10 protein-coding genes are annotated in these 12912 nt (G+C 63.6%); 6 read left to right on the top strand and 4 right to left on the bottom strand.

Going from position 1 to position 12912, the window contains the following annotated elements:
* The 3 genes from fecC to fecE are packed head-to-tail and all read left to right on the top strand — an operon-like array spanning position 1 to position 2751.
* Complete coding sequence (fecC, locus tag AC0IYH_RS06180; RefSeq protein WP_122773279.1) at positions 1-990, top strand: iron-dicitrate ABC transporter permease FecC; 990 nt, start codon at positions 1-3, stop codon at positions 988-990.
* Positions 987-1955, top strand: coding sequence for an iron chelate uptake ABC transporter family permease subunit (locus AC0IYH_RS06175; protein WP_122773278.1), 969 nt, complete (start codon positions 987-989; stop codon positions 1953-1955). Before fecC ends, AC0IYH_RS06175 begins: the two co-directional genes overlap by 4 nt.
* A gap of 4 nt (positions 1956-1959) precedes the next feature.
* Positions 1960-2751, top strand: a complete 792-nt coding sequence (gene fecE, locus AC0IYH_RS06170) for a Fe(3+) dicitrate ABC transporter ATP-binding protein FecE (RefSeq protein WP_471833330.1) — start codon at positions 1960-1962, stop codon at positions 2749-2751.
* A gap of 48 nt (positions 2752-2799) precedes the next feature.
* Here fecE and AC0IYH_RS06165 read toward each other — a convergent pair whose 3' ends face one another.
* From AC0IYH_RS06165 to AC0IYH_RS06155, 3 genes are read right to left on the bottom strand one after another with little or no spacing between them, the layout of a single operon-like run.
* Positions 2800-3732 (bottom strand): aliphatic sulfonate ABC transporter substrate-binding protein, encoded by a 933-nt coding sequence (locus AC0IYH_RS06165; RefSeq protein WP_471833329.1) that lies wholly within the window; start codon positions 3730-3732, stop codon positions 2800-2802.
* Complete coding sequence (locus AC0IYH_RS06160; protein WP_471833328.1) at positions 3729-5060, bottom strand: LLM class flavin-dependent oxidoreductase; 1332 nt, start codon at positions 5058-5060, stop codon at positions 3729-3731. Before AC0IYH_RS06160 ends, AC0IYH_RS06165 begins: the two co-directional genes overlap by 4 nt.
* A 1-nt stretch (position 5061) precedes the next feature.
* A complete protein-coding gene (locus AC0IYH_RS06155) occupies positions 5062-7248 on the bottom strand; it encodes a TonB-dependent receptor (protein WP_471833326.1) in 2187 nt (728 codons plus the stop codon).
* Positions 7249-7457: 209 nt separating this feature from the next.
* Between AC0IYH_RS06155 and AC0IYH_RS06150 the strand changes: the two genes are divergently transcribed.
* Positions 7458-8480: a LacI family DNA-binding transcriptional regulator gene (locus AC0IYH_RS06150; protein WP_116626466.1), complete on the top strand. Its 1023-nt coding sequence runs from the start codon at positions 7458-7460 to the stop codon at positions 8478-8480.
* Positions 8481-8510: 30 nt separating this feature from the next.
* On the top strand, positions 8511-9125 hold the full coding sequence (locus AC0IYH_RS06145) for a TetR/AcrR family transcriptional regulator (RefSeq protein ID WP_116626467.1): 615 nt from the start codon (positions 8511-8513) through the stop codon (positions 9123-9125).
* 234 nt (positions 9126-9359) lie between these two features.
* On the opposite strand, the gene AC0IYH_RS06140 is transcribed toward AC0IYH_RS06145, so the two are convergent.
* Complete coding sequence (locus AC0IYH_RS06140) at positions 9360-12113, bottom strand: glycoside hydrolase family 3 C-terminal domain-containing protein (protein WP_116626468.1); 2754 nt, start codon at positions 12111-12113, stop codon at positions 9360-9362.
* A 508-nt stretch (positions 12114-12621) separates the two neighbouring features.
* On the opposite strand from AC0IYH_RS06140, the gene AC0IYH_RS06135 reads away from it, so the two are divergent.
* Complete coding sequence (locus tag AC0IYH_RS06135; RefSeq protein WP_116626469.1) at positions 12622-12846, top strand: hypothetical protein; 225 nt, start codon at positions 12622-12624, stop codon at positions 12844-12846.
* Positions 12847-12912 lie beyond the last annotated feature (66 nt).

Here is a 12912-nt window from a genome sequence, read left to right as displayed (position 1 = left end):
GTGGCGCGCAGTCTCGCGGCGGCGGGCATTGTGCTGCTGGGGGCCGGGCTGTTCTGGCTGTCGCTGTACAGTTGGTCGCCGTTCACCATCACCGCCACGGATGCGTGGAATGGCCTGGTGCACCAGGGCAGTGTGGGCGGCAATATGGCCTACATCGTCGCCCAGTTGCGTGTGCCTCGCGCCGTGTGTGCCGCGTTGGTGGGCGCGTGCCTCGGCCTGGCCGGTGCGCTGATGCAGGGCATTACGCGCAACCGCCTGGCCTCGCCGTCGTTGTTTGGCGTCACGGCGGGGGCGGCGCTGGGGCTCGCGTTGTTTTCCACCGGGTTGGTGGCGCCACCGTTTGCCGGCGGTGCTTTGTTGATGACCTGCCTGGGCGGCGCGCTGGCCTGGATCACGGTGTTCAGCCTCGGCGGCGCGTGGTCGCCGACCACTGCCCAAGGTCGCCTGGTACTGGCCGGTGTCGCCGTGGCCGCGCTGTGCGCCGCGCTGACCCGGCTCACGGTGATCCTGGTCGAGGCCCAGGCGCAAAGCGTGTTGAACTGGCTGGCCGGTTCCCTGGCCAACGTCGGTGCGGCGCAGGTGCAATTGCTCTGGCCGTGCACCCTGATCGGCGGCCTGTGGGCGCTGTGGTGTGCGCCGCGCTTGAACCTGATCAACCTCGGCGAAGACGCCGCGCGCTCGCTGGGCGTGGGCATCGCCAGTCTGCGCCTGCAGGTGTTTGTCGCCAGCCTGTTGCTGGTGGGCGCGAGCGTTTGCGCGGTGGGGCCAATCGGGTTTGTCGGGCTGATCGCGCCGAATATCCTGCGTCAGTTTCTCGGCAACGACTACCGCTGGCTGATCCCGCTGAGTGCGGCCCTCGGCGCGGTGATCGTGCTGGGCGCCGACCTGCTCAGCCGCGCCGTAGCCTTCCCGGTGGAAACCCCGGCGGGGGTGGTGACCGCCTTGATCGGCGCACCGTTCTTCCTCTTTCTTGCCAGGCGCGCCCTATGATTCGCCCACGTTTTCGCCTGGGGCTGCTGCTCGGCCTGTTGCTGCTGGCGACGTTTATCAGCCTCAGCGCCGGTACCTTGTGGCTCAAGCCCGCCACCGTCCTCGAGCGCCTGCTGGCCCATGACGCGCTTGATTTCGAAGTGTGGAACCACCGCCTGCCTCGCAGCCTGATCGCGATCCTTGCCGGGTGTGCCTTCGGCCTGGCCGGGGCGATTGTGCAGGGCGTGATCCGCAACCCGCTGGCCTCGCCGGAGATTCTCGGCGTGACCCAGGGCGCCGGGCTGGCGCTGACCGTGGCGATCATCAGCTGGCCGCACTTGCCAGTGGCCTGGCTGCCGCTGGTGGCGTGCCTGGGCGGGGCCGGCGGCGCGTTGCTGCTGGCGCTGTACAACACCGGCGTGAGTTTTTCCGGGGTGCGCTTTGCGCTGTCCGGGGTGGCGATTGCGGTGACCCTGGCCAGCGTCACCGAGTTTCTGATCCTGTCGCACCCATTGGATATCAACACCGCCTTACTCGCGCTCACCGGCAGTTTGTGGAGCCGCAACTGGCACCATGTGGTGCTGGTGCTGCCGTTTCTGCTGCTGATCCCGCTGGGGTTGTGCCTGGCCAAGCCGCTTAACCTGATTGCCCTGGGCGATGACGCGGCCCACAGCCTTGGCACGGCGCTCAACCGCACACGCTGGCTGGCGATGGCCTGCGCGGTGCTGCTCACCAGCCTGGGCGTGGGCGTGATCGGGCCGATCGGCTTTATCGGCCTGGTCGCGCCGCACATGGCACGGCGCCTGGTGGGCGGGCATCACCAGTTCCTGCTGCCGGCGGCGATGCTGATTGGCGCGCTGCTGCTGGTGCTGGCCGACACCCTCGGGCGCACGCTGATCGCGCCCAGTGAAATCCCCGCAGGGGTGCTGACGGCGGTGATTGGTGCGCCGTATTTTCTTTGGTTGCTGGCACGGTTCAAGGGTTGATCACATGACTATTCTCAAGGCCAGCCAGGTCGATATCGGCTACGGCAGCACACGCATCGTGCAGGGCCTTTCATTTGCGCCGCCGCCGGGCAAGGTTACTGCGTTGATCGGGCCCAACGGCTGTGGCAAGTCCACCTTGCTCAAGGCGTTTGCACGCATCCTCAAGCCCTTGAGCGGCGAACTGACCCTCGACGGCCAGGCGTACAGCGCCTTGTCCGCGCGTCAGCTGGCAAGGCAGATCGCGTTTCTGCCCCAGGTGCTGCCGGTGCCGGAAGGCGTCAGCGTGCGCCAACTGGTCGCCTACGGCCGCAGCCCGCATAACTCGCTGTGGGGGCGCTTGAGCGGCAACGACCAGTCCCACGTCACCCAGGCCATGCAGCGCCTGGAACTGGACAGCCTGGCCGACCGCGCGTTGGCGGACTTATCCGGCGGCCAGCGCCAACGCGCCTGGCTGGCCATGGTGTTGGCGCAGAACGCACCGGTGGTGCTGTTGGACGAACCCACCACCTACCTCGACATCAGCCACCAGGTCGAACTGCTCGACCTGATGCGCGAACTGGCCGCCGAAGGCAAGACCGTGATCACTGTGCTCCACGATATCAACCAGGCCTGCCGTTATGCCGACCACCTGGCGGTGATGCACGGCGGCAGGCTGGTGGCGGATGGTGCGCCGGGGGCGGTGATGGGTGTGGCGTTGATGCGTGAGGTGTTTGAGGTGCAGGTGCAGATCATCAGTGAGCCGGTGTCGGGCACGCCAATGTGCGTGGTCGAAAAAAGCACACGCAGGCACGTCTGACGCAATTCAAAATGTGGGAGGGGGCTTGCCCCCTCCCAAATTTGGATCTCAGTTGGCTTGGGATTTCCACACGGCCTTCTTTACTTCGATGGGCTTGGGCAATAACCGGTTCTGATAAAACAAATCCGCCGTCGCCTGCTGCGCCTGAATGATGCGCTCATCAATCGGCAAGATCGGCGAAGGCGGGCGGTTATCCATATAGCGTGCAATCACCTCGCTGGGCAGGCCCATGAACCGGGTCAGCACGCGCAGGCTGTCTTCACGCTGGCTGCGGGTCAGTGCTTCGGCCTTGGTCAGTTCATCCAGCAGGTCATGGATAAATGCCCCGTTGGCCTGCGCATACTCGCGCCGCGCGGTGTACACCGGCCCGGACAAACCCAACCCTTCGCCATTGGCCAGCACATGGCTGGGGCTCTGGCTCAGCGCCAGGGAAGAGTAGGGTTCCCAGATGGCCCAGGCATCCACGCTGCCTTGCTCGAACGCGGCGCGTGCGTCGGCGGGTGGCAGGTACACCGGCTGGATGTCCTTGTAGCTCAAGCCGGCTTTGTTCAGGGCGCGCAGGAGCAGGTTGTGGGAGCTGGAGCCTTTCTGGAAGGCGACTTTTTTGCCCTTCAGATCCGCCACCGAATGCAGCGGGCTGTCGTTGCGCACCAGGATGGTTTCCGCGCTGGGCTTGGGCGGTTCGGCGCCGATGTAGACCAGATCCGCGCCCGCCGCTTGGGCGAACAGCGGTGGGATATCGCCGGTGGAACCCACGTCCAGCGCGCCGACGTTAAGGGCTTCGAGCATCTGTGGGCCGGCGGGGAATTCGATCCACTTTACCTCGGTCTTTGCAAAACGTTGCTCCAGCAGGCCGTGCTCCTTGGCCAGCACCAGGGCGATGGAGCCTTTCTGGTAGCCGATGCGCAGGGTGGCGGGGTCGGCGGCGAGGGTGGTTTGCGTGACGGCCAGCAGTGCCAGCAGCAGGGCTCGAATCTTCATGCATCGTCCTTTTTAAAGCGGTTGGCGGGGCGTGCCAAACCGAGGTTTTCACGCAAGGTGCTGCCGCTGTATTCGGTGCGGAACAGGCCACGTCGTTGCAGTTCGGGCACGACCCATTCGGCGAAATCTTCCAGCCCGCCGGGCAGGTGCGGCACCAGGATATTGAAGCCGTCGGCCGCGCCATTTTCGAACCAGCGTTGCAGCTCATCGGCGATCTGCGCGGGCGTGCCAATCAGGCTGTAATGCCCGCGCCCGCCGGCAATTCGGCGGCCCAATTGTGCCAGAGTCAGGTGCTCGCGTTCGGCCAGTTCACTGAGCAATTGCTGGCGGCTGCGCTGCCCGCTGTCGGTCAAGGGCAACGGCGGCAGCGGCCCGTCCAGCGGGTAGCCGGACAGGTCGAAGTTACCCAGCATGCGTCCCAGCAAGGCCACACCCACCTCGGGTTCGACCAGGTCCTGGAATGCTTCGAATTTGGCCTGCGCCTCGGCCTCGGTGGCTCCGACCACCACAAACACGCCGGGCATGATTTTCAGCGACTCCGGCTCACGTCCAAAGCGACCCAGACGGCCCTTGAGGTCGGCATAAAACGCCTGGGCAGTGGCCAACGAAGTCTGCGCGGTAAACACCACTTCGGCGGTTTGCGCGGCCAGCTCGCGGCCGGCTTCGGAGGAACCGGCCTGCACGATCACGGGTTGGCCCTGGGGCGAGCGCGCCACATTCAGTGGGCCTTTGACCTGGAAGTGTTCGCCCACATGGTCCAGCACATGCAGCCTGGCCGGGTCGTAGTAGCTGCCGCTGGCCTTGTCGCGCACGAAGGCGTCATCGTCCCAGCTGTCCCACAGGCCGGTCACCACCTGATGAAATTCACGGGCGCGGCTGTAGCGTTCGGCATGCCCCAGGTGTTCGTCGCGGCCGAAGTTCTGTGCTTCGGCCGCCGCGTCCGAAGTCACCAGGTTCCAGCCCGCGCGGCCACCGGACAGGTGATCCAGCGAGGCGAATTTACGCGCCACATGATAGGGCTCGTTGTAGCTGGTGGTGGCCGTGGCGATCAGGCCGATATGGTCCGTAACCGCACTCAGCGCCGAGAGCAGGGTGAGTGGCTCGAAATAATCCGAGCGCGCCATATGGCTGGCGATCTCGCCCGTGGCGGCGGCGATGCTGTCGGCCACGAACAGCGCGTCGAACCTGGCGCCTTCGGCTACCCGCGCCAGGTGTTTGTACTGGGCGAAATCCAGCCCGGCATTCGCTGGCACGTCCGGGTGGCGCCAGGCGGCCACGTGGTGCCCGGTGGCCATCAGGAAGGCGCCGAGTGTGAGTTGACGGCTCATGCTAGAAATCCTTGCGCAGTTGCACGCCGAAGTAACGCTCATCGTCACGGGGCACGGCGCGGTAGATGTAGTTGCCACCGCTGGCCAGCAGCGGCGAGTAGGACTTGTCGGCGAGGTTCTTGGCCAGCAACGCCACACGCCAGCCGTTGCTGTAGTCGGCCAGGGCCACGCTGGCGTTCCAGATGCCGTAGGCGCCTTGCTTGGTGTCGAGGTTCTGGCTGATGTCGTACTGCACCTCGCTCTGCCAGCTGTAATCGGTGCCCAGTTCGATATCCAGGCCGTTGTCCAGCGGGATACTGTAGTCGGCGCGCACGTAGCTTTTCCAGTCCGGGCTGTAGGGCAGGGGCTTGCCATTCACGTTGCAGGTGGCGGCGGCGCCGGCGGGGCAGGCGAACTCATCGATGCGTGCACGGGTGTAGGCCAGGGCGCCGGAGAGCTTGAGTTGCTGGGTGGCCTGCAAGGCGTAATCCAGCTCGACGCCTTCGGTGCTGACGCTGCCGGCGTTGATCAGGCGGGTCACCACTTGGCCGGCGACGCTGTCGAAAAAGTTCGCCTGGTAGTTGTCGTAGTCGCTGTGGAACACCGCCAGGTTGGTGGTCAGGCGGTTGTTCCAGGCCGTGGCCTTGATCCCGGCTTCCCAGGTGTTGGAGGTTTCCGGCTTGAGCGCGTCGGTGTCGCGCGGCTGCATATTGAAGAACACGTTGTAGGCCGGGCCTTTGTAGCCACGGGAATAGGTGAGGTAGCTGGTGATGCTGTCGGTCAGGTCGTACTGCACGCCGAGCCGACCGGACCAGCCGTCCTCATCCATCGAGCCGGAACTGGAGGTGGCCGGTTGAATGCCGCTGACGGTGGTGGCCGAAGTGGACACGCGGCGGTGATCGTACTCAAGGTCATCGTGGGTGTAGCGCAGGCCGGCGATGCCGCGAAAGCGCGCGGTGAAGTTCAACGTGGTTTCACCGAACACCGCGTAGCTGTCGCTGGTGGTGCTGTAGTCGGCGATGCCACGGTCGGTGCGCGTGGGGGTGGTGAGCGTGCGCTGGTAGGTCTCTGTGTCTTTGCCGTGCATGTAGAACAGCCCGCCGACGTACTCCAGGAATTCACCCTTGGGCGAGGCCAGGCGCAGCTCCTGGGAGTATTGGTCGAAGGCCAGTTCGCCCTTGTCGGCGGTGCCGGGGAAGGCGGCGGTAACGGTGCCGAGGCGGTCGCCGTCCTGGTACTGGGTGTTGTCCCAGCCGCGCCAGGCGGTGATCGAGGTCAGGGTGTAGTCGCCGAGGTTCCAGTCCAGCTGGGCGGACAGGCCCTTGTTGGTGTCTTCGACGTGGCTGCGGGTGTCGGTGTTGATGTCGCGGTTGTCGTTGGAGGCGCGCACCGGGCTCAGCGCGTTGGTAAAGGCCGGGGTCAGGGACTTGCTGACCACGCCGTTCGGCGCGTCGTCGTGGGACTGCATGTAGTCGGCGATCAGGGTCAGTTTCACCTCGTCATTGGGGGTGAATTCCAGCTTGCCGCGAATGCCCTTGTGGTTGTAGCCGTTCACTTCCTGGCCATTGTGCTGGTTATCGACATTGCCGTCGTAGCTGCCGAACAGCGTACTCACCGAGCCCTTGAGCACATCCGGCACCAGGCTGCCGCCGATGCCGAAGCGGGTGCGGCTTTCGTTGCCGCTGTAGTAGGACTGGTCGATATAACCGTGGGTCTCGGCGGTGGGCGCCTTGCTGGTGATGTTCAGCACGCCGGCCGAGGCGTTCTTGCCGAACAGCGTGCCTTGGGGGCCGCGCAGCACTTCGATGCGCTCCAGGTCCAGCAGGTCGAGGGTGGCCTGGCCGGGGCGGGCGTAGACCACGCCGTCGATCACCGTGGCCACCGTGGGCTCAACGCCGGGGGAGGTGGAAATGGTGCCCACGCCGCGCACGAACAGCGAGGTGTCCTTGTTCGACGCGCCGGTGCGGAAGTTCAGCGACGGCACCTGTTGGGCGATGCTCGCCACGCCGTTGCGGTTGTCGCGTTCCAGTTGTTCGCCATCGAGTACCGAGACGGCCACCGGCACTTTTTGCAGCGACTCTTCGCGGCGGGTGGCGGTCACGGTGACCGCTTTGAGGGTGGTCGCCTCTGGTTCGTCGGCGGCGAAGGTGCCGGCCACCGGCAGCGCGGTCAAACCGGCGAGGAAGAATAAGTGCGTGTGTTTGTGCATGCTGTGTCCGCTCGAAAAGAATGCCCTGAACCGCTGCGGTTCTTGCGACCGTCAGCGCCTGTGAAACTGTCTTGGGCATTCGCTCGAGCGAGTAGCAGACAACGCGCCTTGTTAGCGCTAACATCGGCATTATTGGTAGGTCTGGTTTAGAGCGTCAAATACTAAAAAATTAGCCCTATATTCTTTTTGGTTTTTAACAGGAACCTCCCGTGAGCGAAGACAAACCGCGCAAACGCCGTGGCGCCGGGCGTGTCACCTTGAACACCGTGGCGCGCCAGGCCGGGGTCTCGGCGATTACCGTGTCGCGCTATTTCAACCAGCCGGAGCAGGTCTCGCCCGAGCGTCGCGAGCGGATTGCCGAGGTGGTCGCCGAGCTGGGTTACGTGCCCAACCTGGTGGCCGGCGGGCTTGCCTCGGCGCGCGGCCGGATCGTGGCGATGGTGATCCCGAACATCTCCGGGCCGATTTTTGCCAACACCATCCAGGGCTTCAGCGACACCCTCAGCCGCCACGGGTATCAGCTGTTGCTGGCGTCGAGTTACTTCAGCGCCGAACAGGAAGAAAGCGCGGTGCGCGCGTTTCTCGGCTGGTCGCCGGCGGCGCTGGTGCTGACCAGCCGCTTCCACAGCGCGGGCACCGAAAAGATGATCGCCGAGGCCGATATCCCGGTGGTGGAAACCTGGGACTACGTGCCGGAACGTGCGCCCCTGCAGATCGGCTTTTCCCACTACGAAGTTGGCGTGACGGCTGCACGCTACCTGCATGGCAAGGGCTATCGGCGTATCGCCTTCGTGCATAACAGCGCCCCCGGCGACTTCAGCGCCGTGGAGCGCGGTGACGGGTTTGCCGCCACGCTGGTCGAATTGGGTGTGCAGCCCCAGGTGTTTGTCCCGCAGGTTGGCAGCGCGCCGTTCGAAGCCGGCAAGCAGGCCATGCAAGCGCTGATGGGCCACGCCACGCCGCCCGACGCGATCTTCTTCGCCAACGACAACCTGGCCGCCGGTGGCCTGCTGGCCGCGCAGCGTGGCGGGTTAACCTGTGCGGTGCTGGGCTTCGGTGATTACCCTTTCGCCGAAATGCTGTTGCCGAGCCTGAGCACGATCAAGCCGCCCGCGCTGGAGATCGGCATACTGGCGGCGACCCGTGTGCTGCAGAGCCTGGGCGTGTTGCCGGATGCCGTACAGCGTTTGAACCTGTTGGACTGCCGCTTGATCGAACGGGAAAGCGCCTGAGCTTTCTTCTTTGCCTACCAGGACCTGCCCATGACCGAACCTGCCCCCAAGACCCGCCGCGCACCCAAAGGTGAGAAGCGCCGCGAAGAGCTGCTGGACGCGGCCTTGCAGGTATTTTCCCTGGAGGGCTACAGCGGCGCCTCGGTGGCCAAGGTGGCGGCCATCGTCGGTATTTCCGTGGCGGGCGTGCTGCATCACTTTCCCAGCAAGATTTCATTATTGATGGCCGTGCTGCAACGGCGCGACGAGGTCAACCAGCGGATTGCCGATGAAGTGCGCGCCGAGAAATCGCTGTCCGGGTTGCTCGGCAGCCTGCGGGCAATCAACCGTTCGAATGCCACCGCGCCCGGTGTGGTGCGCGCGTTTACCATTCTGAATGCGGAAAGCCTGCTGGATAACCAGCCGGCGTGGGCCTGGTTCCAGGCGCGCTATGCGGTGATTCATCAGCGCATGCAGGGGCAGTTTGCCGACCTGGTGGCGGCGGGGGAGGTGCGCAGCGATGTGGATATCGCCGGGCTGGTGGAAGAAATCCTGGCCATGATGGATGGCCTGCAGATCCAGTGGCTGCGCTTTCCGGAGCAGGTGGATTTGGTGGCGCGGTTCGATACCTACATCGCACGGGTCGATGCGGCCATCAGAACCTGAGTCGAACACAGTAAAATGTGGGAGGGCGCTTGCCCCGGATGAGGGTGTGTCAGCCAGAATGCTCCAGCTGACCCACCGCCATCGGGAGCAAGCCCCCTCCCACACTGGACCGCGTTGAGTTCAGTGCCGGGCACAGTCCAAATGTGGGAGGGGGCTTGCTCCCGATGAGGGAGTGTCAGCCAAGAATGCCCCGGCTGACCCACCGCCATCGGGCGCAAGCCCCTCCCACAGGGATCAATTCCCGGTTGCGCTGCCTTGAACGGTGTCATCGCTCATGTCATAGCCATCCCCGTCACTGGTGCCGCTGTCGCCTTCATTCTGGTGCAAAACACCACCGGTCTTCACCTGTGGCAGTTCACGCAGCGTCGAGTTCAGCGCCGAGCGCGGCAGTGGGTTGCTGGTGGTGGTCGACAGTTCCTGGCGGAACGGGTTGACCAGCTTGGCGTTCAGGCGGATGTCCTGGGACGAGGCGCCCACCGACAGGTTGAAGCTGTCAGCATCCACCACCCATTGCTTGCTCGCCACGTCGTAGTAGGCCAGCGAGCGATCGTTGAGTTCGATGGTTACGCGCTTGGTTTCGCCGGGCTTGAGGAACACTTTCTTGTAGCCCTTGAGCTCCTTGAGCGCACGTTCGACTTTCGGCGCGTTCTGGCCCACGTACAGCTCGGCGACTTCGGCGCCCGCGACCTTGCCGGTGTTGGCCAGGTCGAACGACACCTTGATCGGCGCGCCCGCCACCGCGACCCCAGGGGTCACGCTGATGTTGCTGTAGCCGAAGGTGGTGTACGACAAGCCATAGCCGAACGGGTAGAGCGGCTTGATGCCTTTTTTCTCGTAGCCGCGATAGCCCAGGAACAGGTCGTCCTTGTAGCTCATCTCGCTCAGGGTTTCCTGATTGTCGAACTTGGGGAAAGTCGCGTAGATCGGGTTGTCTTCGATGTTGCGCTCGATGCTGATCGGCAGCTTGGCCGACGGGTTGACCTTGCCCAGCAGGATCTCCGCCAACGCCTGGCCGCCGTTCTGCCCAGGGTAGAACGCATGCAGCGCAGCCGGTACCTGGTCGATCCAGTCGCTCATCTTCAGGCCGGTGCCGCCGTGCAGGGTTACCACGGTATTCGGGTTGACCTTGGCAATGCTCTGGATCAGCAGGTTCTGGTACTCGGGCAGGTCGAAGCTGTGGTCGAAGCCTTCGCCTTCGTATTCGTTGCTGTTACCGGCGGCCACCAGCACTGCGTCGTACTGGGCCAGGTCTTGCGGGGCAACCAGCGACGCCCAGCTCATCTGCACGCCCACCAGGCCGCCCATGGTCGAGAGGTAGCCGTTGCGGCGCGAGTATTCGAGCTTGATGTCGACCGGCTTGCCGGCCTCAAGGTTGACCTTGGCAAACACCGGAATGGTCGGCGGAATGCTGTTGTTCGGCAGCGGTTTGCCGTCGCCGTTGTCGAGGACTTTCTTGCCGTTGACGTAGAGGCGCACGGCACCATCGGCGCGAACCTTGAACACCTGCTCGCCGCTGACCGTCGGGGTGATCTGGCCGCTGTAGCGGATCGAGGTGGCGGCGGTGTCGCCATTCACCGGCAGGCTGTCGGTGGACCAGTCGAGGTCGACGTGGGTATCGGTGCGGCTGGCGGCCGGGTCGCCGGACCAGTTGGTGTTGCTGAAGAACTCGGTCTTGAGGCCTTTGACACTGTTGCCGTTGCTGTCGGCGTGGGTCCAGGTCGACGTGGCAGGGTCCAGGGACAGCCCGTCGATAAACTCGACCTTGGCGCCCGGTGCCAGTTGCTGCAGGCCGCTCAGCTCGCTGATGTAGTTGGCGGCCATGACGTTGGCGCTGCCGAAACCGGTAGGCGGCGCGTACTTGGCCAGGGTGCCGACCACCGCGATGCGCTTGACCTTCTTGGCGTCCAGCGGCAGCAGGTTGTTCTGGTTTTTCAGCAGCACGATGCCTTCGCGCGCAGCATTCAGGGCCACACGGTTGCTGGTGGCGCTGTTCATGTTGTGGCTGGTCAACGGCGCCTTGCTGTCGAACTTGTACAGGTAGATCTGCTTGAGAATGCGCCGCACCTTGTCATCGATGGTCGCGCTGCTCAACTCGCCGCTGTCCAGGTACGGCTTGAGCACCGTGCTGTTCATCTGGTAGCCCATCATGTCCAGGTCGGTGCCGGCCTGTGCCGCAGGCAAGCCGTCGACCACGGCGTTGTAGTCGCTCTGGACGAAGCCCGGGTAGCCCCATTCGGTTTTCAGAATGTCGCGCATGATGTGCTTGTTCTGGCACGCGAACTCGCCGTTCACCTTCTGGAATGCGCACATCATCATCGCGACCTTGCTGTTTTTCGAGGCGGACTCGAACGGCGGCAAGGTCATCTCGCGCAGCACGCGTTCGCTGATGATTTCATTGAGGTGGAAGCGGTTGCTTTCCTGGTCGTTGGCGGCGAAATGCTTGGCGTTGGCCCATACACCGCGCGACTGAATGCCGTTGATCACCGCGGGCCCGAGGCTGGCGCCGAGGAACGGGTCTTCACCCGACAGGTACTCGAACGCGCGGCCGCTGTACGGCATGCGGTACAGGTTCACGCCAGGGCCGGTGACGAACTGATAACCGCCGCTGGCGGTGTCGTAGCCCAGGGCGCGACCCAGGTCGATGGCGCGGCGCGGGTTCCAGCTGGCGGCCAGGTTCGGCCCGGACGGGTAGACCACGCCCTGGGCATTGCCTTCGCTGGTGTAGCGCACGCCCACACCGCCGTCGGCACCGTGGATCTGCGGGATGCCGTACTGGGTCAGCGGCTTGACGTCCCAGCCACCGGTGCCGCCGATGTAGGCGAGTTTTTCTTCCATGGTCATCTTCGCCAGGGTTTTATCCGCGGCCTTTTCCGCGCGGCTCACCCTGCCTTCGTCCAGCGCTGGGCTGGTGGCCGCATGCACTTGGGATACGGCCAGGGCCAGCAGGGCGAAAGCCGACTGCGCACCGATGATTTTGCGTTTGTTCATGGGTCTCTCCGACAACTGTTCAGTAAACATGGCGCGCCGAGTAGTGCGTCTTGCAGTGCACGCTCGTCACTTTTTTCTGGGCAATAGTTGCCCTTGAGCGCAATTTTTAACCGATGGCTAATTGCAACTATTTGGCGAATTTCGCAGTTTTATAAGTGTAATAATTGTATGAGTTATTGTTGTGCGTAGTGTCTAAGTGATATCACTAGATGGCATTTTGAACCGCAAAAACCGCATAATTAAGGCAATTCTTGCGGTTATAAGTCAAACGAAAGCTAATTTTTGCGTGAAATAAGAAATATTTTCTTACGCTTTGGAACTAAGGCTAAACCTACCAGTCGATTGGTTTAAGAAATTTCAACCAGGCGTGGCGAACTAGTGGCATTGCTCGGTAGTTCTAAAGTGCCATGTTTTCATAAGCTGTAATACACAATGCTTTGGTGTAGGGTCTTGAGCGAGTTCAGGGCGCCACTTGGGCTATCTGCTGTTTTTTATCTGGAGAAAGTTGATGAAGATTTCCCTGTTGGGTGCTGGCATTGCGCTGGGCGTTGCATTGAGTGGTGCCGCCATGGCCGCCGAGTCCACCGACGCCGATGCCAAGTCCGGCGCCGCCGATTCCACCGTGCTGACCCAGACTCACGACCCCAAGGCCGCGAAAAAGCAGAAGGCGGAAACCACCAAGGGCGGCCGGCCGTTGAATGGCAGCCAGAGCGCGCCGAAGACCTCGAACTAACCTGGAAACGCGGTCCCCTGTGGGAGGGGGTTTGCCCCCTCCCACAGTCCTGTAGAACATTGCCCC

The organism is Pseudomonas sp. AC463 (assembly GCF_979253585.1).
The sequence above is the reverse complement of the archived record's forward strand: the minus strand, read 5'-3'. Positions and strand labels throughout refer to the sequence as shown.